The 21,406-nt window shown below is 60.9% G+C and carries 24 protein-coding genes and 1 pseudogene; 8 read left to right on the plus strand and 17 right to left on the minus strand.

Annotated elements, in window-relative coordinates; genetic code table 11:
- Nucleotides 1–22 precede the first annotated feature (22 nt).
- On the minus strand, nt 23–502 hold the full coding sequence (locus QF045_RS24075) for a GyrI-like domain-containing protein (protein WP_306494339.1): 480 nt from the start codon (nt 500–502) through the stop codon (nt 23–25).
- 193 nt (nt 503–695) lie between these two features.
- Between QF045_RS24075 and alaC the strand changes: the two genes are divergently transcribed.
- Complete coding sequence (gene alaC / locus QF045_RS24080; RefSeq protein ID WP_306494340.1) at nt 696–1,913, plus strand: alanine transaminase; 1,218 nt, start codon at nt 696–698, stop codon at nt 1,911–1,913.
- Between the two features lie 679 nt (nt 1,914–2,592).
- Here alaC and QF045_RS24085 read toward each other — a convergent pair.
- Complete coding sequence (locus QF045_RS24085) at nt 2,593–3,945, minus strand: GntP family permease (protein ID WP_306494341.1); 1,353 nt, start codon at nt 3,943–3,945, stop codon at nt 2,593–2,595.
- An 83-nt stretch (nt 3,946–4,028) separates the two neighbouring features.
- Entirely contained in the window at nt 4,029–4,562 is a 534-nt protein-coding gene (locus QF045_RS24090) for a gluconokinase (RefSeq protein ID WP_306494342.1), read from the minus strand.
- 214 nt (nt 4,563–4,776) lie between these two features.
- On the opposite strand from QF045_RS24090, the gene QF045_RS24095 reads away from it, so the two are divergent.
- From QF045_RS24095 to QF045_RS24110, 4 genes are all read left to right on the plus strand, one after another.
- On the plus strand, nt 4,777–5,808 hold the full coding sequence (locus QF045_RS24095) for a LacI family DNA-binding transcriptional regulator (RefSeq protein ID WP_306494955.1): 1,032 nt from the start codon (nt 4,777–4,779) through the stop codon (nt 5,806–5,808).
- 709 nt (nt 5,809–6,517) lie between these two features.
- Nucleotides 6,518–7,150 carry a glutathione S-transferase family protein gene (locus tag QF045_RS24100; RefSeq protein ID WP_306494343.1) on the plus strand — a complete coding sequence of 211 codons (633 nt, stop codon included), beginning with the start codon at nt 6,518–6,520 and terminating at the stop codon, nt 7,148–7,150.
- A 16-nt stretch (nt 7,151–7,166) separates the two neighbouring features.
- The gene (locus tag QF045_RS24105) at nt 7,167–7,904 is read left to right on the plus strand and encodes an NAD(P)-dependent oxidoreductase (RefSeq protein WP_306494344.1); all 738 of its coding nucleotides are present in this window, start codon (nt 7,167–7,169) and stop codon (nt 7,902–7,904) included.
- A gap of 11 nt (nt 7,905–7,915) precedes the next feature.
- Nucleotides 7,916–9,325 carry an MFS transporter gene (locus QF045_RS24110; RefSeq protein ID WP_306494345.1) on the plus strand — a complete coding sequence of 470 codons (1,410 nt, stop codon included), beginning with the start codon at nt 7,916–7,918 and terminating at the stop codon, nt 9,323–9,325.
- 67 nt (nt 9,326–9,392) lie between these two features.
- Here the strand turns inward: QF045_RS24110 and QF045_RS27830 are convergent, their stop codons facing one another.
- From QF045_RS27830 to QF045_RS24120, 3 genes and pseudogenes are all read right to left on the minus strand, one after another.
- Nucleotides 9,393–9,818 carry a methyl-accepting chemotaxis protein gene (locus QF045_RS27830; protein ID WP_373424495.1) on the minus strand — a complete coding sequence of 142 codons (426 nt, stop codon included), beginning with the start codon at nt 9,816–9,818 and terminating at the stop codon, nt 9,393–9,395.
- A 165-nt stretch (nt 9,819–9,983) separates the two neighbouring features.
- Nucleotides 9,984–10,757, minus strand: a pseudogene (locus QF045_RS27835) (PAS domain-containing protein); the annotation flags it as partial.
- A 120-nt stretch (nt 10,758–10,877) separates the two neighbouring features.
- Nucleotides 10,878–11,738 carry a LysR family transcriptional regulator gene (locus QF045_RS24120; protein WP_306494347.1) on the minus strand — a complete coding sequence of 287 codons (861 nt, stop codon included), beginning with the start codon at nt 11,736–11,738 and terminating at the stop codon, nt 10,878–10,880.
- Between the two features lie 96 nt (nt 11,739–11,834).
- On the opposite strand from QF045_RS24120, the gene gstA reads away from it, so the two are divergent.
- Entirely contained in the window at nt 11,835–12,437 is a 603-nt protein-coding gene (gstA, locus tag QF045_RS24125) for a glutathione transferase GstA (RefSeq protein WP_306494348.1), read from the plus strand.
- A 51-nt stretch (nt 12,438–12,488) separates the two neighbouring features.
- Here the strand turns inward: gstA and QF045_RS24130 are convergent, their stop codons facing one another.
- The 4 genes from QF045_RS24130 to QF045_RS24145 all read right to left on the minus strand — a co-directional run bounded on the left by QF045_RS24130 (nt 12,489) and on the right by QF045_RS24145 (nt 15,778).
- Nucleotides 12,489–13,430, minus strand: coding sequence for an aliphatic sulfonate ABC transporter substrate-binding protein (locus tag QF045_RS24130; RefSeq protein WP_306494349.1), 942 nt, complete (start codon nt 13,428–13,430; stop codon nt 12,489–12,491).
- Complete coding sequence (locus QF045_RS24135) at nt 13,427–13,939, minus strand: sigma-70 family RNA polymerase sigma factor (protein WP_306494350.1); 513 nt, start codon at nt 13,937–13,939, stop codon at nt 13,427–13,429. The genes QF045_RS24130 and QF045_RS24135 overlap by 4 nt, the downstream gene beginning before the upstream one ends.
- 108 nt (nt 13,940–14,047) lie before the next feature.
- Nucleotides 14,048–14,839: a phosphate/phosphite/phosphonate ABC transporter substrate-binding protein gene (locus QF045_RS24140; RefSeq protein WP_306494351.1), complete on the minus strand. Its 792-nt coding sequence runs from the start codon at nt 14,837–14,839 to the stop codon at nt 14,048–14,050.
- 9 nt (nt 14,840–14,848) lie between these two features.
- Nucleotides 14,849–15,778: a fatty acid desaturase gene (locus QF045_RS24145; protein WP_306494352.1), complete on the minus strand. Its 930-nt coding sequence runs from the start codon at nt 15,776–15,778 to the stop codon at nt 14,849–14,851.
- Nucleotides 15,779–15,910: 132 nt separating this feature from the next.
- Here QF045_RS24145 and QF045_RS24150 point away from each other — a divergent pair, with 132 nt between their 5' ends.
- Nucleotides 15,911–16,324, plus strand: a complete 414-nt coding sequence (locus tag QF045_RS24150; protein WP_306494353.1) for a GNAT family N-acetyltransferase — start codon at nt 15,911–15,913, stop codon at nt 16,322–16,324.
- 169 nt (nt 16,325–16,493) lie between these two features.
- Here QF045_RS24150 and def read toward each other — a convergent pair whose 3' ends face one another.
- The 3 genes from def to QF045_RS24165 form a co-directional block, all read right to left on the minus strand.
- The gene (gene def / locus QF045_RS24155; RefSeq protein ID WP_306494354.1) at nt 16,494–17,033 is read right to left on the minus strand and encodes a peptide deformylase; all 540 of its coding nucleotides are present in this window, start codon (nt 17,031–17,033) and stop codon (nt 16,494–16,496) included.
- Nucleotides 17,030–17,983, minus strand: coding sequence for a YihY/virulence factor BrkB family protein (locus tag QF045_RS24160; RefSeq protein ID WP_124387906.1), 954 nt, complete (start codon nt 17,981–17,983; stop codon nt 17,030–17,032). Before QF045_RS24160 ends, def begins: the two co-directional genes overlap by 4 nt.
- A gap of 181 nt (nt 17,984–18,164) precedes the next feature.
- Nucleotides 18,165–18,350: a CsbD family protein gene (locus QF045_RS24165; protein ID WP_306494355.1), complete on the minus strand. Its 186-nt coding sequence runs from the start codon at nt 18,348–18,350 to the stop codon at nt 18,165–18,167.
- A 199-nt stretch (nt 18,351–18,549) separates the two neighbouring features.
- Here QF045_RS24165 and QF045_RS24170 point away from each other — a divergent pair, with 199 nt between their 5' ends.
- Nucleotides 18,550–18,927 (plus strand): hypothetical protein, encoded by a 378-nt coding sequence (locus tag QF045_RS24170; RefSeq protein WP_306494356.1) that lies wholly within the window; start codon nt 18,550–18,552, stop codon nt 18,925–18,927.
- Between the two features lie 22 nt (nt 18,928–18,949).
- Here QF045_RS24170 and QF045_RS24175 read toward each other — a convergent pair whose 3' ends face one another.
- The 4 genes from QF045_RS24175 to QF045_RS24190 are packed head-to-tail and all read right to left on the minus strand — an operon-like array spanning nt 18,950 to nt 21,310.
- Nucleotides 18,950–19,117, minus strand: coding sequence for a hypothetical protein (locus tag QF045_RS24175; protein ID WP_306494357.1), 168 nt, complete (start codon nt 19,115–19,117; stop codon nt 18,950–18,952).
- A gap of 31 nt (nt 19,118–19,148) precedes the next feature.
- Nucleotides 19,149–19,511 carry a hypothetical protein gene (locus QF045_RS24180; protein ID WP_306494358.1) on the minus strand — a complete coding sequence of 121 codons (363 nt, stop codon included), beginning with the start codon at nt 19,509–19,511 and terminating at the stop codon, nt 19,149–19,151.
- A gap of 12 nt (nt 19,512–19,523) precedes the next feature.
- Nucleotides 19,524–20,843: an MFS transporter gene (locus QF045_RS24185; protein ID WP_306494359.1), complete on the minus strand. Its 1,320-nt coding sequence runs from the start codon at nt 20,841–20,843 to the stop codon at nt 19,524–19,526.
- Nucleotides 20,840–21,310, minus strand: a complete 471-nt coding sequence (locus QF045_RS24190; RefSeq protein ID WP_306494360.1) for a rhodanese-like domain-containing protein — start codon at nt 21,308–21,310, stop codon at nt 20,840–20,842. Before QF045_RS24190 ends, QF045_RS24185 begins: the two co-directional genes overlap by 4 nt.
- Between the last annotated feature and the right edge of the window lie 96 nt (nt 21,311–21,406).

Raw genomic sequence — 21,406 nt, forward strand, 5'->3', positions numbered from 1 at the left:
GCCCCTGCCCCTTGATGCTGTGTCAGCTTTGCGCAACCGGTAGCCAGATCTCCACCGTCCCGGTGCCCTTGCGTCCATCAAAATCAGCGCTATAGCGCTCGAAATCCGCCCCCACCACTTTGTAGCCTGACTGCGGCAACCATTCGAACATGATGCGCTCGTAGGTTTGCGCAAGGTCATGCACCGGCCCGTAATGTGCGAATACGGCATAGTTGAGCGGTGGAATTTCGATACATTCGAAATTGCTCGGAACATCGCTTCTGGTCGGGACTTCAACCCCGGCCAGGTAGTCGAATTCGCCGTGATGGGCATTGTGGCACACGCCGTAGGTCACGCCGCCCACGCGTTTTTTAATGTCCTTGGTACAGCTGTCGAACAGCTCCCACAGCTTTGGAATATCACCCACCGTGGCCTTGGAATAACGTCCCTGGACGCCTGCGATCACCAAGGCCTTGCCAGCTTCCATGCGTGGCTCCAGCGGTTGTCTTGTCTGCTGATCCATACGAACAGTCTCCTTCTTATGAGGGAACAAACCCGCATCGAGTATAGGGGCATATTCGCAACGCACTCCATGTAGAAATTTTTCGTACGCATCTGGACAACTTGCCATCATCGACCGTATTGTCTGCCGCAGGCCACCGCAGTGGCCGACGTCGCTCGGACGGTTCCGGGCGCTTACGTACCTCGAGGCAACAATGGCAGACCAAGGTTCGCCGCGCCGCTTTGCGCGCATAGATCGACTTCCCCCCTACGTTTTCAATATCACTGCCGAGCTGAAGATGGCTGCGCGTCGGCGCGGCGAAGACATCATCGACTTGAGCATGGGTAACCCCGACGGCGCCACGCCACCGCACATCGTGGAGAAAATGGTCACCGTCGCACAGCGCGAGGACACCCACGGCTACTCCACCTCCAGAGGTATTCCGCGTCTGCGCCGGGCGATTTCGCGCTGGTACAAGGACCGCTACGAAGTGGACATCGACCCCGAGTCGGAAGCCATTGTCACCATCGGCTCCAAGGAAGGCCTGGCGCATTTGATGCTCGCCACCCTGGACCAGGGCGACACGGTGCTGGTGCCCAACCCCAGCTACCCGATTCATATCTACGGTGCGGTGATTGCCGGTGCCCAAGTGCGCTCCGTGCCGCTGGTGCCTGGTGTGGATTTTTTCGCCGAGCTGGAGCGGGCCATTCGTGGCTCGATCCCCAAGCCGAAAATGATGATCCTGGGCTTTCCGTCCAACCCCACCGCGCAGTGCGTGGAACTGGACTTCTTCGAACGCGTGATCGCCCTGGCCAAGCAATACGACGTGCTGGTGGTGCATGACCTGGCCTATGCCGACATCGTCTACGACGGCTGGAAAGCCCCATCGATCATGCAGGTGCCCGGGGCCAAGGACATCGCGGTGGAGTTTTTCACCCTGTCCAAGAGTTACAACATGGCCGGCTGGCGTATCGGTTTCATGGTGGGCAACCCGGAACTGGTCAACGCTCTGGCGCGGATCAAGAGTTACCACGACTACGGCACCTTCACCCCGCTGCAAGTCGCCGCCATTGCTGCATTGGAAGGCGACCAGCAGTGCGTGAAAGACATCGCCGAGCAGTACCGCCAGCGCCGCAACGTACTGGTCAAGGGCCTGCATGAACTGGGCTGGATGGTGGAGAATCCAAAGGCGTCGATGTACGTCTGGGCCAAGATTCCCGAGCAGTATGCAGCCCTGGGCTCGCTGGAATTTGCCAAGAAACTGCTGCTGGAAGCCAAAGTGTGCGTGTCGCCAGGTATCGGCTTTGGGGAGTATGGGGATGACCATGTGCGCTTCGCACTGATCGAAAACCAGGACCGGATTCGCCAGGCGGTGCGGGGCATTCGCGGCATGTTCCGCGCGGATGGGCTGGCAGCAAAAACCGGCGCCTAACCCGGACAAAATGTGGAGGGGGCTTGCTCCCGATAGCGGTGGGTCAGTCACCAGATGCAGTGACTGACACCCTGCTATCGGGAGCAAGCCCCCTCCCACACTTGATTGGGTTCCCAGCTTTGTTGGGTGGTGTGGCTTACACCACCAGCGACAGCAACATGATGAAGATCAGTGCCCGACTCGGCCAAAAATGTGGGAGGGGGCTTGCTCCCGATAGCGGTGGGTCAGTCACCAGATGCAGTGACTGACACTCTGCTATCGGGAGCAAGCCCCCTCCCACACTTGATTGGGTTCCCAGCTTTGTTGGGTGGTGTGGCTTATACCACCAGCGACAGCAACATGATGAAGATCAGCGCCCGACTCGGTCAAAAATGTGGGAGGGGGCTTGCTCCCGATAGCGGTGGGTCAGTCACCAGATGCAGTGACTGACACCCTGCTATCGGGAGCAAGCCCCCTCCTACACTTGATTGGGTTCCCAGCTTTGTTGGGTGGTGTGGCTTATACCACCAGCGACAGCAACATGATGAAAATCAGTGCCCGACTCGGTCAGAAATGTGGGAGGGGGCTTGCTCCCGATAGCGGTGGGTCAGTCACCAGATGCAGTGACTGACACTCTGCTATCGGGAGCAAGCCCCCTCCCACACTTGATTGGGTTCCCAGCTTTGTTGGGTGGTATGGCTTATACCACCAGCGACAGCAACATGATGAAGATCAGCGCCACCACCGACAGGATGGTCTCCATCGCGGTCCAGGTCTTGAACGTCTCGGCCACGGTCATGTTGAAATACTGCTTCACCAGCCAGAACCCCGCATCGTTGACGTGAGACAGGATCAACGAACCCGCCCCCGTCGCCAGCACCAGCAGCTCGCGGTTAACCCCTGGGATCATGCCCACCACCGGCACAACGATGCCCGCGCCGGTAATGGTCGCCACGGTTGCCGAACCTGTGGCCACGCGAATTACCGCCGCCACCAGCCATGCCAGCAGGATCGGGTTGATCTGCGCGTTCACCGCCATATGGCCGATCACGTCGCCCACACCGCTGGTCACCAGCATCTGCTTGAAGCCGCCACCGGCACCGATGATCAGGATGATCGCAGCGGTGGGCGCAAGGCTGGCGTCGAGCAGTTTGAGGATCTGCTTGGAATGGATGCCCTGGCGATGGCCAAAGGTGTACAGCGATAGCAGCAGCGCCAGCAACAGGGCGGTGATCGGGTGACCGATCATGTCCATCCAGTTGCGCACCACGTTGCCTTCGGCAAAGGCGATGTCGGCGAAGGTTTTGAGCAGCATCAGGAACACCGGCAGCAGCACGGTCACCAAGGTGATGGCAAAGCTTGGCAGCGATTTGTTATCGGTCTCGCGGGCCAGTTGATCCACCAGTTCCTGGGACGGATTACCCGGAATGTACTTGGCGATAAAGGTACCGAAGATCGGGCCGGCGATGATGGCGGTCGGCAGCGCGACGATCAGGCCATACAGAATGGTCTTGCCGATGTCCGCGCCAAACACGCCGATGGCCAGCAGCGGGCCCGGGTGTGGCGGCACCAGGCCGTGCACCGCCGAGAGGCCGGCGAGCAGCGGGATGCCGATCTTGATCAGCGACACGCCGGTGCGGCGCGCGACGATGAACACCAGCGGGATCAGCAATACAAAGCCGATCTCGAAGAACAGCGGGATGCCCACCAGGAACGCGGCGAACATCATGGCCCACTGGACCTTTTCCTTGCCGAAGGCGCGGATCAAGGTCTGGGCGATCTGATCGGCACCGCCGGATTCGGCCATCATCTTGCCGAGCATGGTACCCAGCGCGAGGATGATGCCGACAAAGCCGAGCACCCCGCCGAAGCCGTCCTGGAACGCCTTGATGATCTTGTCCACGGGCATGCCCGAGGTCAGGCCGAGGAAGCCGGCCGCGATGATCAGTGCAATGAACGGGTGCACCTTGAACTTGGTGATCAGAACGATCAACCCGATGATAGTGACTACTGCGTCTAGCAGCAGGTAGGACTCGTGGGACATGCCAAACATGGGGGGTCTCTCCTGTTTGTTGTTGTTATTAAAGCGGGTGTTGAACTTCCTGCCGGGGATAGCGCTATCTTTCCGGCAAAAAATTAATGAGTTGGTTCAAAGCCGTGCTTGCGCCACCAGGTATCGGTCTGCGCGGCCAGGTCCTCGACGCTGTCTTCGCTGGCGTTGAGGGCCAGGGTCAGCGGCTCGCCCTTGGGCGATTCAAGGGTGGCGAACTGGCTGTCAATGAGGCTTGCCGGCATGAAGTGGCCGGGGCGATGGGACACACGGTCGGCGGCCACTTCACGGGTCAGCTCCAGAAACACGAAGCCAAGGCCCGGCGCGGCTTCGCGCAGGTGGTCGCGGTATTTCTTTTTCAGCGAGGAACAGGTCAGCACCGGATGCTCACCGGCCTTGAGCGAACGGCGCAGTTCATCGCAGAGGATGTCGAGCCAGCCGGCGCGGTCGTCGTCGTTGAGGGGGTGGCCGGCGCTCATCTTTTCGATGTTCGCGGCGGGGTGAAAGCTGTCGCCTTCAATGGCAGTGGCACCGTTCAGGCGGCACAGGGCCTCGCTGACGCTGGACTTGCCACAGCCGGAAACACCCATGATGACCAGGGCGGTAACAGGTTGACTCATGAAACACCTCAGGACGCAGATAGCGCTACCTTTGCACGCTGTAAGGCTAGTGCAAAAACAGGCTTTTCCCGCGCCGTCTTGTCTTTTTTTATGGAGTGACGCGTGCATCCGCTCCAACGGTTTTGAACAGGATCAGGCAACCCTTCATTCAACAATTTGCAGCCCTTCGGAGACAGCGCTACCTTAGTGCCTCGATTTTTGTTTGGCAAGCCGCCTGATGACCTCCAAGAACGATAAAAATACCCGCACCACGGGCCGCCCCACCCTGAACGAAGTCGCCCGCCTGGCCGGCGTCAGCCCAATCACCGCCTCCCGCGCCTTGCGCGGTATCAGTACCGTCGCCGCCGAACTGGTGGAAAAAGTGCAGCACGCCGCCGCCGAACTCAGCTACGTGGTCAACCCCGCCGCCCGCGCGCTGGCTTCGGCCCAGAGCCATTCCGTGGTGGTGCTGGTGCCGTCCTTATCCAACCTGCTGTTTATCGAAACGCTGGAAGCTATCCACCAGGTACTGCGCCCCAAGGGCTTTGAAGTGCTGATCGGCAATTCCCATTATTCGCGCGACGAAGAAGAGAACCTGCTGCGCAACTACATGGCCTACCAACCCCGCGGATTGCTGCTGACCGGGTTCGATCGCACCGAAAGCGCGCGACGGATGGTCGAGGTCAGCAACGTGCCGTGCGTGTACATGATGGACCTGGACCCCAATGCCGGCGTGAACTGCGTGGGCTTCTCGCAACTGGCCGCCGGTGAAACGGCAGCCGCGCACCTGCTGTCCCGTGGGCGCAAGCGCCTGGCCTATATCGGCGCGCAGTTGGATCAGCGCACGTTGCTGCGGGGTGAGGGCTTCCGCCGCGCCTTGCAACAGGCCGGCCTGTACGACCCGGCGCTGGAGTTGCTGACACCGCGCCCCTCCTCCGTTGGCCTGGGTGGCGAACTGTTTTTGCAATTGCTCGCCGCCCATCCGGATGTGGATGCGATTTTCTTCGGCAACGACGACCTGGCCCAGGGCGCACTGCTCGAAGCCCTGCGCCACGGCATCAACGTGCCAGAGCGCGTGGCCGTGCTCGGTTTCAACGACCTGCCCGCCTCCTCGTTCATGGTGCCGCGCCTGAGCAGCATCAGCACACCGCGCGAAGCCATCGGCCGGCGTGCGGCGGAGCATTTGTTGACGATCATGGCCGGCAACAAGATCGCCAAGCCGGTGGTGGATATGGGGTTTGAGTTGCAGGTGCGCGAGAGTACTTGAAGGCCCGCGCTCAGTCGCGAAATGTGGGAGGGGGCTTGCCCCCGATGGCCATAGGTATCTACACAACTTTGGCGTAGCCCTGAACCTGTGGCGAGGGAGCTTGCTGCCGTGGCGACCTGGCGGCCTATAGCTATCTGATTGATGCCGCGCGATCCAAATGTGGGAGGGGCGGTGCGACGGTTCGACTTGCTCCCGATGGCGGCCTGACAGCCGACCAGGATGTTGGATCAGAGCGCGTACATATCCGTTGCTGCGGTAACGGCGGCTTGGGGTTCCGCCCTTACGGCGGGTCACTTTGGAAAAGCCCCAAAGTAACCAAAGGGCGTTTGCCCCACCACTCGGCACCTCGCTCACGCTCGGTGTGCCCGTAATCCGACAGTGATTTGGGGGGTCGCCGCCACGCGCCATCCATGGCGCGGGGCGGCTAAACCGGCATCCCTGCCGGTTTACCCCCCAAATCACTGTCGAATTGCGGCCAGCGTGGTTTAACGGGGCGCCTAAAATCAAGATCAAGAGCGGCTCGCTTCGCATCGTGGTTACCGTAGGCTGCTACAAAGTTGTGTAGATACCTATGCCCCGATGGCGGTGGGTCAGCAACAGATAGACTGCCTGACTCACCGCTATCAAGAGCAAGCCCCCTCCCACATTTTTTGACTCTACCCACTTGGCCCCTGCTAGATTAACCACTCTCCACTGCCAGGGAAGCACCATGGGACACTCACTGAAAATCTTGGGCCGCGCCTCCTCGATCAACGTACGAAAAGTACTCTGGACCTGCCAGGAGCTGGGCATCGACTATGTGCGTGAAGACTGGGGCATCGGCTTCAAGCCCACCCAATCTGCCGAATTTCTTGCCTTGAACCCCAATGCCCAGGTGCCGGTGCTGATCGATGATCACGGCGTGCTGTGGGAGTCCAACACCATCTGCCGCTACCTCGTCGGCCTCTATCAACGCACCGATCTGCTGCCTTTCGACCCCGCGCCACGGGCCCGCGTGGAGCAATGGATCGACTGGCAAGCGGTCGAGCTCAACCGGGCCTGGGGCGACGCGTTCACCGCGCTGGTGCGTAACAATCCCGACGGCCTGGACGCGACACAGATTGCCGCCGCTGTGCAGCGCTGGAACACCGTGATGGGCATTCTGGAACAACAGCTGGCCAAGACCGGCGCTTACGTAGCGGGCGACGAATTTACCCTCGCCGACATCCTGATCGGACTCTCGGTGCATCGCTGGCAGGTCACGCCCATGCAGCGTCCGCCCTACCCGGCCATTGCCGCCTACTATCAGCGGCTCGCCCAGCACGCCGGCTTCAGGGCCTTCGCGCTTGATGGTCACAATTAAACAAAGGAACGACACAGTGAACGGAATCCACGTACTCCTCACCGGCGCCTGCGGCCGCATCGGCAAGACGTTTTTCGAGGCCTCGAAAGACCGCTATCGCTTTACCCTCACCGACCGCATCACACCGGATTTCGACCTGGGTGAACACCGTTTCGTACACGCCGACCTCAGCGATAAATCCAGCCTTGCTGCTCTGCTCGATGGCATCGACGTGATCGTGCACCTGTCAGGCATCCCCCACGCCGACGCAACGTTCGACGAACTGTTGCCCGACAATATTCTGGCCACCACCTACCTGTTCGAAGCCGCCGTGGCCGCCGGCGTGCGGCGCCTGATATTTGCCAGCAGCGCGCAAACCATCGAGGGCTACCCGGTGGACCGCCAGATCACGCCCGGAATGCCCGTGCTCCCCGCCAACCTGTATGGCGCAAGCAAATGCTACGGCGAGGCGTTGTGCGGTTATTACGCCGCCAAGACGCCGCTGTCGACCATCGCCCTGCGCATCGGCGCCTTTGAGTTTCCTGAAAACCACGGCCTGACCAACGCCCGCGACCTCAGCGCCTGGCTCAGTCCCCGTGATGCCGTGCAACTGCTGCAGCGCGCGGTAGAGGCCGAGGGCGTGAAACACTTGATCGCCCATGGCATTTCCAATAACCGTTTCAAGCGACTGGACCTGAGCGAAACCACGCGCGTGCTGGGCTATCAACCCGTGGATGATGCGTTCCAGACATTTGAAATCCCCCTGACTTACTGAGTGCTCCGGCCATGCCCTCCTTCTCTGCCACAGACGGCATCGACCCCACCCGCGCCGCCCACATCAGCGCGCGCATCGACCGCCTGCCCGCCGTCGCCAGCATCTGGCGGCTGGTGGCGCTGCTGTCGATCGGCGGTTTTTTCGAGCTGTATGACCTGTTCCAGACGGCCTATATCAGCCCGGGCCTGATCAGCGATGGAATCTTCCACACGGGCAGCGAGGGCGTGTTCGGCTTTTCCGACCAGGCCGCGTTCGCCTCGGCCACCTTTCTTGGCCTGTTTCTCGGCGCCAGCCTGCTCAGCCCCATCGCTGACCGTTTCGGGCGTCGGGCAATCTTCACCTTTGCGCTGATCTGGTACACCGTCGCCACCGTGTTGATGGGCATCCAGACCTCCGCACTGGGCATTATCTGCATGCGCTTTCTGGTAGGCATCGGGCTCGGGATCGAGCTGGTGACGATCGACGCGTATCTGTCGGAACTGGTGCCCAAGCGCATGCGTAGTTCGGCGTTTGCCTTTGCGTTTTTTATCCAGTTTCTATCGGTGCCGGCGGTGGCGCTGATGTCATGGTGGCTGGTGCCCCAGGCGCCGTTCGGGATTTCCGGTTGGCGCTGGGTGGTGCTCAGCAGTGCGGTGTTTGCGCTGTTTATCTGGCAACTGCGCAAGCGGCTGCCGGAGTCACCGCGCTGGCTCGCCCAGAAAGGTCGTTTCGAAGAAGCCGGCACGATCCTGGATCGCCTGGAGGCACGCTGCCTGAAGGATCACGGCAAACCGCTGGATGAACCGCAACCCGAGGCCGTCAGCGTGCAGGGCAGCGGCCGTTTCGCCGATATCTGGCAACCGCCCTACCGGCGCCGCGCCTTGATGCTGATTGTGTTCCACGTGTTCCAGGCCATTGGTTTCTTCGGCTTCGGCAACTGGCTGCCGGCGTTGCTCTCGGGCCAGGGTGTCAGCGTGACCCATAGCCTGCTCTACGCCTTTATCATCACCCTCGCCTACCCGCTGGGCCCGTTGCTGTTCGTGAAGGTCGCCAACCGTTTTGAAAACAAATGGCAGATCGTCGGCTCGGCCATGGGTGCAGTGATCTTCGGCAGCCTGTTCGCCCTGCAAACCACGGCGCTGGGGCTGATCTTCTGTGGGGTGATGATCACCTTCTGCAACGCCTGGCTGAGCTTCAGCTATCACTCGTATCAGAGCGAATTGTTCCCCACCAATATCCGTGCGCGGGCGGTGGGGTTCTGCTACTCGTTCAGCCGCCTGTCGACGGTATTCAGCAGCCTGCTGATCGGTTTTATCCTCGAGCACCTGGGCACGCCGGGCGTGCTGGCGTTTATCGCCAGCAGCATGTTGATCGTGATGATCACCATCAGTTGGTTCGGGCCGCGCACGCGCAACCTGGCGCTGGAGAATATCGCCCACTGACGGGCAACGGTGGGCCGTCGACGGCGTATGGACTGCCGCGACGGTCTATCAAAGCGGGGCCAATCCGCTATTGCAGTTGCAACGTCGAATTGAACTGACTGATCGCATCCACCACATGCCGTGACCCTTCCTGAATCTCCAGGATCACCTGCCCCGCCTCGTTCGCTAATTCCACGCCCAGCCCTGTGCGGCTCAAGCTCGATTGCATGCTCGACACCGCGCTCAGCGACAGGTCGTGGTTCTTGCGCACCACGTCGACAATCTCCACCGTGGCCTGGCTGGTGCGTGCCGCGAGGCTGCGCACTTCGTCGGCCACCACCGCAAAGCCACGGCCATGCTCACCGGCACGCGCTGCTTCAATCGCGGCGTTGAGCGCAAGCATATTGGTCTGCTCGGCAATGCCGCGGATGGTCTGCACGATGGCGCCGATGATGTCCGATTGTTTGCTCACCGCGTCGATGCTTTGCGCGGCCTGGTTCAGATCATCGGACATGGCCTGGATGGTTTGCACCGTTTGCTGCACCACCTGCGAGCCCTTGCGCGCACAGGCGTCGTTTTGTACCGAGGTGGCGTGGGCCGAGTCAGCGGCGGTGCGCAACGTGGTGACCTGATCGGTGATGTCGCTGGCGAACTTGACCACTTTGTACAAGCGCCCGTTGGTATCGAAGATCGGGTTGTAGGACGCCTCCAGAAACAGGGTCTTGCCGTATTTGTCTTTGCGTTCGAAGCGGTGCGAGTGATATTCGCCGCGATTGAGCGAGGCCCAGAACGCCTTGTACGTTGGGGACTCCACGTCGCTGCGATGGCAAAACAGACTGTGGTGCTGGCCGATGATCTCCTCGCGCGAATACTTCACGGTGCGCAGGAAGTTGTCGTTGGCGTTGAGAATCTGGCCTTGAGGGGTGAATTCGATCACCGCCATGGAACGCCCGATGGCGTCGATCAGGCTTTGGTTCTCGTGTTCATGGTGGACGCGCGCGGAGATATCCGAGGCGACCTTGATCACGCTTTGTACGTGCTGGTCGCTATCGAGCACCGGCATATAGCTGGCCTCCAGCCAGACTTCCTCGCCGCGCTTGTTAAGCCGCATGAACGTGCCGCTGAGCGACTCGCCCCGCGCCAGGTCGCGCCACAAGTTGGCGTAGGCTTCGGTGTGGGTATAGGCCTCGTCGCAAAACAGGCGGTGATGCTTGCCGCGTATCTCCTCGACGTTGTACCCCATGGTTTTGCAGAAATTGTCGTTGGCGTCGAGGATCATGCCATGGCTGTCGAACTCAATCATCGCCATGGAACGGCTGATGGCGGCGAGCTTGGCATTGGATTCGGTGAGGGCCGACGAAAAACGTTCGAGTTGTTGCAGGTCGGATTTGTGGTGGAGGTTGAACATGGTCAGATCACCCTTGAGTCCCGGCACCTGGACGGCGCATTCCATTCTTCAATTGCATGGTGCTGGCAAACTTTTCATGGCACATAACCATTCGAATGTTTATACGCCAAGCATCGTTAACGGTTGCGGGTGAGCATAGACAGGGCTTGGCGCTATGCAAGGCTACTACTCAGCCAGCATTGCCAACAAGGCGAGGGCCGCGGCGCAAGGCGCTCGGGTGGGTGAGCCGACCAAGGCGAACTCGCGATGGATCGGCACGCTCAGGGGCAGCACATGCAAGCCCTGGCGCTGGACAGGCAGGGTCATTTCCGGCACCAGGGTCACGCCGACGCCTTCGCGCACCAGGCTGAAAGCGCTGCTCCACTCACGCACTTGCACGCGCACATCGCGCATCACCAGCCCGGCGTCGCCCCCCAGGCTGCGGGCGTTGACGGTGCAGCCACCGGTGGCGAGCACGAAGGGCTGCTCCAGCAACTGCGCCAGAGTCACCGTGGCCTGCTGCGCCAACTCATGCCGGGCCGGGACCACCGCCAGCCAGGTGTCCCGTCCCAGTAGGGTGGCGTTGCGCTCGGTGCCGGGGTTGAGCACCACGCCCAAGTCGATCAGGTCGGCGTCGAGCAACGCATTCACTTCACTGTCGGTGACTTCAAGGGTGGTCACCTCAATACCCGGATACAGCTGCGCAAACCGCTGCAGTCTGGGGCTCAGAAACTTCGCCAGCACCTGAGGAAAACATGCGACGCGCAGGCTTCCACGCAGCGCGGGCCTGGCTTCTTCCACGCGGCAGCGTATCGCCTGCAACGCGCCGAGCATCACCCGGGCCTGTTCGAGCACACTCACCCCCAAGGCGGTGGGCAAGGTCCTGCGCGGCTCGCGGGTAAACAGTTGTGCCCCCAGCGTGGCCTCCATGGACGCCATGGCCTGGCTGGCGGCGGACTGGGTCATGCCCACCCGCTCGGCGGCGGCGGTGATGCTGCCGTGATCGGCCACCGCCACCAGCAAACGCCAATGCATCAGGTTCATCATGGCAGTAGCTGTCCTTATGGATGAGGTGTGAAGGATTAATTTTACTCACGGTGTCACGCCCGCGAGACTGGCGCAAATCCTACAGAGAGGGTCTCCATGAAACTGTACTTTTCACCCAATGCCTGCTCGCTCGCCCCCCATATCGTCCTGCTGGAACTGGCCTTGCCTTTCGAGCTGATACGCGTGGACAACCAGGCCAAGACCACGGCCGATGGAAAGGACTTCCTGCAGATCAACCCCAAGGGTTACGTGGCGGCACTGCAACTGGACAACGGCCAGGTGCTGACCGAAGCCAGCGCGATCCTGCAATACCTCGCCGACCTGCAGCCCGATGCCCATCTGGCCCCGGCCAACGGCAGCTGGGAGCGCGTGCGCTTGCAGGAATGGCTGAATTTCATCGCTACCGAGATGCATGGCGGGCTCGCCGTGTTTTTCAACCCTGCGATACAGGGAGAGGTGCGGGCGATGTTCCTGACCACGTTGTTCAAACGTTTTGCGGTGCTGGTGCGGACGCTGGAGCAGCAGGACTACTTGCTGGGCGCGCGGTATTCGGTCGCGGATGCGTATCTGTTTGTGGTGCTGCGTTGGGCGGCGGTTCATGGGATTGAGCTGACGCAGTGGCCTGCATTGGTGGCGTTTGAGCAACGGATGGGCGAGCGGCCTGCCGTCATTGCGGCGTTGGCAGCGGAAAACCCATGAGCTGACCGCTGATCAAGCGCTGGCGAGGAAGCGGCTCCCTCGCCACAGGGCTTATGGTCCCTTGAACACAACTTGCTGCACATCGATCTTTTTCGGGATCAAGGCATTGGCGAAAAACAGGTCGGCGGTGCGTTGCTGGTTGGCGATGTCGATCGCTTGCAGCGGGCGGATCGGCTCGGGCGAGCGGTGCTCGAAGTAGCGCTTGACCACGGCCGGTGGCAGGCCCAGGGTCTTGGCCATCAGCGCGATGCTGTCTTCGGGTTGGTCGAGGGACAGACGCTGCGCCTTGGCGAGGGTATGCAGAATCGCGGCAATCGCCTGGGGGTTTTGCCTGGCGAACGCGCTGCTGGCCACAAAGAAACTGCCGGCTGGGTTGAGGCCTTCGCCGGTGCCCAGCACGCGCGCGGCACCGTCGACCACAGCGGCTGAGTAGTAAGGGTCCCATATCACCCAGGCGTCCACCTTGCCCTGCTCGAACGCAGCGCGCCCGTCGGAAGGCGACAGGTACACCACGTTCACGTCCTTCCACTGCAAGCCGGCACGCAACAGGCTCTTGAGGAATAGATTATGCGAACTGGAGCCCTTGAGCAGCGCCACGCGCTTGCCCTTGAGTTCAGCCACGCTCTGGATCGCGCTGGTGTTGGGCACGAGGATAGCTTCGGCCTGGCCTTCATTGGGCTCGACGGCGATGTACTGCAGCTCGATACCGGCGGCCTGGGCGAAAATCGGCGGGATGTCGCCGATATTGCCGATGTCCAGGCTGCCCGCGTTCAACGCCTCGATCAGCGGCGGGCCACCGAGGAATTCGGTCCACTGCACCTGAGTGCCGGGCAGCGCCGCTTCGAAGAGCTTGTGCTCACGGGCAAGCACCATGCTCACCGAGCTTTTCTGATAGCCGATGCGCAGCGTGGGAGGATCGGCGGCCTGCACGTTAGCGGCGACAAGCGAAAGAAAGGCGAGAGCAATCATCTTCAGGTGTTTGAGTGTTTTCATGTAAAGCCTCGTGGTGAATGCAGGCGGCGCAGCGCCTGCGCCGAATAGTCGCTGACCGAGCGCTGGGAAATGCCCAGCTCGGTGGCAATTTGCGGGTAGGTCAAACCATTGAGTCGCGAGAGCAGGAAGGTGGCCTTGACCTTGGCCGGCCAGCCGTCGAGCAACCGGTCGATGGCCTGCAAGGTTTCCAGCTGCTGGACCAGCGCGTCGGGGGATGACGTGCAACTGGCGTCGTCGTGATCCAGGTCGTCCAGGTAAGCGCGCTCCAGGTCGCGGCGGCGCCACAGCTGGTACATCAGGCGCTGGGCGATGGTGGTGAGCAAGGCGCGGGGCTGGCGGATCGGCTCCGCGTCGGGTGAACGCAGAAGCTGGACAAAGGCGTCGGCAGCGATGTCTTCGGCGTGTGCGCGGGAATCGAGGTGGCGGTGCAAACGGCTGCACAGCCAAGCGTAATGACTGTGGAACAATCCGCCCACGTAGTCGCTGTGAAGAGTATCGGCGCCGGACATAGTGGCTCCATCTGAGTAGGTTGCACGGTATGTCCGGTGTTCCGGTGGAGCGATCCTAACAAGCGCTCTTATTCTTTAATAATATTTAAAAGTCATCTCTATATAACTTTATACAAGGACAGGGTAGCCGCTGTCTTCGGCCTGCTGCTGGTAATCGAGCAGTACGCGGTAGTCGTCCTCGCTAGCCGACAGCACGGCTTGCAAGCCCAGCGTTTCACCCACCTGCGGCAGATCGCGCAGCGCAAGGTTCATCGCTTCGCGAATCTGCTCCAGGCGCTCATCGCTCAAACTCCGAGGGCCGATATAGGGCAATGTCGGGCTCGGCGCGCTGCGGCTGACGATGCGCAGCCCAGCCACTTCGACGGGCGCGAAACGGGCCAGGTAATCGAACGTGACGCTGTCGATGGCGGCCAGGTCGGCGCGGCCTTCGCGCAGCCAGCGCAAGCTTTCACGGTGGGCGCCGCTGATACCGACACTGGCGAAGAAACGACCCTCCCGCTGCAACGGTGCCACGCGCTCGCGCAGCAAGTTCATGCCGCTGTTGGAATCGTGACCGTTGATCACCGCGCGGCTGTCGTAGAACTGTTGCAGGCAGGTGCGCGGGTTGTCCTCGCGGGTCAAGAGCAGGCTGCAATGCACGCCATCGCTACTATGGGGCAGTTCGTAGCGCGGGCGGCCAATCACCCGGACCTGGCCGCGCAGTTGGGTCATCAACGGGTAGCCGCAGGTTTGGGCGACCAGCAGTTCGGGGGCCAGCCACAGGCTGTGCAGGTCCAGGTGGTCGGCGCGGCGACGCGTCAGCCCCAATCGTTCAAAGATGCGTTCCAGCCACTGCTGGCTGGACTTGCGCACCTGTTCCGGTGCGACATACATCAGCAACTCGGCGTAGTGATCACTCATGCTCGCTTCTCATGCAAAGGGATGCCGGGGACTGTCGATGGCCTTGACGCCGTAGCGCCCCATGAACTGGCCATAACCCTGCACGACGAAACCGCCGCTGCGCGCCACCCACTGTGCACGCCGCGCACGGTACACCGTGGGCAACACGTACCACGGCAGCCTCGGCAAGTCGTGGTGCACCAGGTGCAAATTGTTGTTGAGGAACAGCCAGCTCCATGGCCATGACGCTTCGTTGAGTACGGTGCGTTGTTCCGGCTGCGGGTGCGGTCGATGTTCGTAGTAGGAGCGGATCGACGCCAGGGACAACGCCGGCACGGTGACCAACAATACGTAATGCCACACCGGGAGTGCGCTGGCGTGGGCGATAAAACCCAGCATCAGGCAGGTGACGGCGCCATGGGCCAGCCACATTGGCCATGCGTGCGGCAGGCGTTGCCACTCATGACGAGCCAATCGGCTGATCGCCAGCGGTGCCGCCAGCACGAGGCGGCCCAGCAGGGTCTTGGTCAACCAATGCACGCCACGCTCGAATACTGAGCTGCGGTCCCACTGCTGCTGGTTGAGGTAGCGACTTTCCGGGTCAATGCCCGGCAGGGTCAGGTCCTCGTCGTTGTGGTGCAGCAGGTGGCTGTCTCGATACAGGGTGTAGGGATACCACACGGCAAACGGCGCGTAGCCGAGCAATTTGTTCAGCCGCAGGGAGCGAGTGGGATGGCCGTGGAGCAATTCGTGTTGCAGTGACAACCACAAGGTCACCAGCGGGATCAGCAACAGCGTGCTCAGCCACACGCCGAGCCAGTGGCTGGCGAAGATCACCGCAAACCAACCGGCGTAGACGCCGATCAGCAGCAGCCAGGTCGGCCATTCGGTGCGCACGGTGAACCCTTGGCACAGGGCGTCGATTTCGCGGCGGTGGGTCGTATCCAGATAGTTGGCCATCAGATGCTCAGAGCAAGTGTTTATCACTCTGTGCAACCACGCACGAAAATCTTGCAGAACCTTTGGTGCTGAGCTTAGAAGCAAAGGCTGCAACGGCTACACTGCCCGCCTCGCCCCTTGATTGGTTTGAACATGCACATCGAACTGCTGGCAGCGCCGCTATGGCCGCTGCTGAACAAGTTTTACCGCAGCCACAATTCGTCGATGAAGGCGCTCAAGGGCGGGCAACTGTGGGTGGCAAGGGACACGGACATCGTTGCCGGGTTGTGCCTGACACCCGTGGTCGGTGGGCAGTGGCTGACGGGCGTGTTCGTCGACCCGGCCTATCGCGGCCAGGGGCTGGCAGCGCGGTTGATCCACCAGGCCGTGGCGCAGGTGGACGGCACGGTATGGCTGCTGTGCCACCCAGACCTTGAACCGCTGTACCAGCGCATGGGTTTTTCTCAAGACACCGTGCTGCCGCAGTCGCTCAGCGAACGACTGGTGCGCTACAAGCGCAACAAACCGATGATTGCGATGGGCTTGAATGCCCTGGATGAGGGATAACCACTGCGGGGGCGATCAAGAAGCAGCACAAGCGAGAAGTCATCTGTGGCGAGGGAGCTTGCTCGCGCTGGACTGCGCAGCAGGCCCATTGTTTGGGGCCGCTTCGCGCCCCAGCGCGAGCAAGCTCCCTCGCCACAGGTACGGTGTTCGCCGGGGTTGCTTCGAGGGGTTATTCGTCAGCCGTTGGGTCCATGTCGGGGAACATAACGTCGATAAACCCGAACTTGCTGAAGTCGGTAATCCGCGACGGGTACAAGCGGCCAATCAGGTGATCGCATTCATGCTGCACCACCCGCGCATGGAAGCCGTCGGCGAAGCGTACGATCGGCTCACCCTTGGGGTCGAAACCTTCGTAGCGGATCTGCTGATAACGGTTCACGGCGCCACGCAGGCCGGGGACAGACAGGCAGCCCTCATATCCCTCTTCCAGTATCGGGCTGAGCGGCGTGATCAACGGGTTGATCAGGATGGTCTGCGGCACCGGTGGTGCGTCGGGGTAGCGTTCGCTGGCCTCGAAACCAAAGATCACCAGTTGCAGATCCACGCCGATCTGCGGCGCGGCCAGGCCGACACCGCCCACGTGCTCCATGGTCTGGAACATGTCATCGATCAGTTGCCACAGTTCGGGGCTGTCGAACATTTCCGGCGGCACTGGCGGGGCAATGCGCAGCAGACGTTCATCGCCCATTTTCAGGATTTCACGGATCATTGATCGGGCTCGATGATAGGTTTGGAATGGTCCCGGCCCAGGCCTGAGACATGTTGTTTTTCGCCGGCATGGCCCGGTTCGCCGATTTCCTTCTCACCGGGGTCCTTGCCTTCGGCGGACATGTGTTCGATCACAGCATTCATCTCCGCGCCGAGCAACAGCACCGCGGCGGAGATATAGAAATACAGCAGCAGGACGATGATCGCACCGATACTGCCATACATGGCGTTGTAGTCGGCGAATGTCTTGACGTAGTAGCCAAAACCGAGGGAAGCGACGATCCACACCACCACTGCCAATACGGAACCTGGGGTAATGAAGCGAAACTCCTGCTCGACGTCGGGCATCACGTAGTACATGAGGGCCACGGCAAACATCAGCAGGATCACGATCAGCGGCCAGCGCAGGATGGTCCACAGCGTGACGACGAACTCCTGCATGCCGATCTGCCCCGCCAGCCATTCCATCACCTGCGGGCCGAGCACCATCAGCGCGGCGGCGGCCAGCAGCATGCCGGCAATGCCGATGGTGTAGAATATCGACAGCGGGAACCGCTTCCAGATCGGGCGCCCTTCCACCACGTCATAGGCCGCGTTCATCGCGCTCATCATCAGGCGCACGCCGGCGGATGCGGTCCACAGGGCGATCACGATACCCACCGACAGCAGCCCACCCTTGGATTGCTGCAATTGGTCGATCACCGGGTTGACCTGCTCCAGCGCCTGGGGCGGCAGCACCAACTCCGACTGCAGGCGCAGCCAGGTGAAGAAGTCCGGCAGATGCAGGAAACCGATCAGCGCAATCAGGAACAGCAGAAAGGGAAACAGCGAGAACAGCATCTGGTAGGCCAATGCGGACGCGTAGGTCGGCATCTCGTCATCGACGAATTCGGTGACAGTGCGCACCAGCACCTTGTGCAGCTTGAGACCATCAAGTACCGGAAAAATCATAGCGTCTCCTTTCGCCGCAAAAAGGTTGAGTTCGCGGGCGACTCAGGGGCCGTTTTCTACATCAAAGTAGCCCATTTGGCGACTTTGAAACAATTTCCAAACTTTAGTTGCAGCAGCGGATACAAAAACGGCCATCCGTGGATGGCCGTCGGGCTGCTGGGGGTCAGCCAGCCGAACCGTGTTACTCGGTCGCTTTTTTCACCGCGTCCTTGGTCTTGCCCACTGCCTGCTGTGCTTCACCTTTCTTTTCCTGGATCACACCTTCAGCACGCAGTTTGTCGTTATCTGTAACCTTGCCCACACCTTGTTTGATGTTACCGACTGCTTCGTTAGCCAGGCCTTTTGCCTTATCGGAAGTGCTGCCCATGGTATTACTCCTGATAACAATCAATTGGTTTTTGGTCACTACGTAGCGGTTGACTCGAAGCGAAGCGCCAGAGTTTCAATTATTTCAGCGGACATTTCATCGAAAGGGGCAGGTTTGCCTTTATGTTTTGCGGCCAACCCACGAGAATGCCCGGCAGATTCAGGCTCGAACGCTGAATAACAGATCCCGTAGGAAGGTTATGAAACTCAATAAAGCACAGGCCATCGCCCGCAGAAACCAGGAACTGGGCGGTGCCGTACTCGGCGTCAACAACTGCCATTTCACCGACCTGGACCCCAAACGCAACATCTGGTGGTTCGACCTGCCAGTGGTGCGGATTGGCGTGGGCCAGTACGAGTGGATCCACCTGTTGATGCACAACGCCGAGACCGACCAGTTGCTGCACCTGAAGGTGCCAACCGTGTTCCTGCGTGAAAACCTCGAAGGGCTGGTGGTGCGCAATGCCGGCAAGCGCAAGCCGGAAATCACCCTGGAACTGAGCGCCGACAAGGACTCGTTCCTCAAGGACGTGCGCCCTGCCGGTGCGGGAATCAGCTTCGCATCGTTTGCGGTATAAACCTTTGAGCGGTTATTGAGGCTCAAGCAAACACGTCGATCGCCGCTTGCTCATACAGCCAACGCACCACTGCCTGCACATGCTCATCGCCGGCCTGTTTCGACAATGCCTGCGCCAAAGTGAACGGCGTCGTGCCCTGCAATGCATGGATCAGAACGCGCACGGCCGGCAATGACTGACTACGCAACATGGCGCCGCCCGCAAACAGCAGCCCCGTGTCCTCATTCAACGCCAGCAAATACAGTGGGCTGTCGGCGCGTGCCTGAATCAGGCGTTGCCAGCATTCGGATCCGCCGGAACGCCCCAATGAGCGATCGCGAATAACACCGTTGGCCGACAGCTTGAGCAACATCTGGATTTTGCTGTTGTCCCGGCATGCCATAGCGTTCGCTGTAGCCGTGGGTAAATGCGCGCAACTTCGTAGCGACGGTGCTGGAATGCTTCAGGCAGTAATCGCGAGTGAAGGTGATGCCTTCGGCGTCATTCACGGCGGCGGAGAGACTGACGAAGTGCTCCCAGAAAGCCGCCGGTATCGTTGGGGTATTTTTCGCATCAAACAGTTGGGCACGGGACGTGGCAGTCATCGTTGTTCACCTTCAATCCGGGAAAGCATCAGGGTAGAAATCCTTGTAGATGTTCTTGATCTGCTCATCGCCCATCCCCAATACCCGCACCAATACCGCGCTGAACATGCAGGGGATGGCTGCAAGGATGATAAGCAGGCCAAGAGCGACCATGGCGTAGCTCACACCCAGCGTTTCGGAAAAGGCGCCCCCTACCAGCGCGCCGAAGGGAATCACCATTCCAGACACAAACGAAGTCGCCGACCCGATGCGGTTGCGGTAGCTGTCAGGTGTGGCCAGCATGCGCACGGTGGACGTATTGACGGTCACCATGACCAGACCGATGCCGCCGACAAGCAGCAAGGGCACCGTCACGCCGGCGAACCCTAGGGGCCGGGCATGTAAGAATTGGCTGAAAAGCCCGCACCCCACCATCGCCAGCCCCACCAGGAGAAAACCGGCGAACACGACCCTCGGCCGACCCCAACGGAGATTGGCGCGCTTGACCAGAAACAGACTGCCGGCCAACAAGCCCACCGCGAAGGCGCCCTCGGTGACGGCAATCAGCCACAAGTCCCCGGGAAACTGGCGGTTGATCAATACCGGAAACAACACGGCAAACAGGGGGTACAGCGAAAAGTTGACGATGAACGCCAGCAGGCTCAGGTTCCATTCGGGCTTGACCCGGTAAAGCGCGGTGAACCCTTCGCGGGTGCGTGTGTACCACGTCGCCAGGTACGACAACTGTTGCGCACCCGGTATGTGGCCTCTGGCAGGCGCCCTGACCAGTACAATCAGCGCCAGGGCCACGATCACTGCCAATGCATTCAGCCAGAGCGTACCCAATACGCCCAGCGGCCCCAGCAAGATCCCAGCCGCCAGCGGCCCCATCAGCGCGGACGACGAACCGACGATACTTCTCAGGCGCACTGCATCACTGACCCTGTGCGGGGCAACCAATACCGAGGCTAAGCTCATCTGAATCGGATCGCGAATACCGATGGCAACCCCGGAAATCGCCAGGCAGCTGGCGATCAGCCAGGGCAGGTAAAGATCCAGGGTGCCCAACGTTGCCAACGCCAGCGTCGTGGCAGCGCTGATGGTATAGCAGCCAACCAGCAAGCGATGCCGATCATACTGGTCGCCCAGCCAGCCAAACACCGCGCGTGACAGCACGTCCGCCAGGGTGGCAACTGCGACGAAGCCTGCGAAGGCAAGCGGGTCAGCGGTTTTTCCCAGTACCCACCAGGCGATTGCGAACTGACCACAGCGCGTCCCCACAGCGTTGAGAAACGCGGCCAGCTGAATCAAGTAAAAATCGCGTCCCAGCCCGCCCAGTGACGGATTGCTCATCGCCCCACCTCGGCATGGCGCAGGCGCGCCCGGCAACCGGCAGCGAGATAGGCGTCCAGGCCCCCGGTCAAACTGCGGCAGCGCTCGCTACCGACAACGGCGCTGATCGCATGCAAGGCTTTCAAACTGCGTACGCCGCTTTTGCAATAGATCACGGTATCGATGGGCGCAAGCCCTTGGGCAAGGTGTTGTGGCAGCTCGCTCAAGGGCATATTGACCCCGCCCAGGGAGATCGCCAGATGCTCATACCCATCCCGCACATCTATCAATTGCAGCGCCGCATCGCTGAGCAGCCGCTGCTCCAGCGCCTGGGCGCAGATCGCGTATTGCGCGCCAACGGCCACCGCGCAGCTGGCTTCGATGGCTTGTGGCTGGCGGATAAGCGGGCATTCGCCACTGAGCGGGTTGTTGGCGCGAGGGCGAATCGACACCTGGCGCAACTGCAGGCTCAAAGCGTCGAATAGCATCAATCGATTGACATACCGATATGCCCGACGCCTGCGGCAGCCAGATACATCAGGCCGGGCAACCCAGCCCGCCGGCACCCACCACCCTACTCGAAG

This window comes from Pseudomonas sp. W4I3 (assembly GCF_030816195.1).
Taxonomy (GTDB): Bacteria; Pseudomonadota; Gammaproteobacteria; order Pseudomonadales; family Pseudomonadaceae; genus Aquipseudomonas.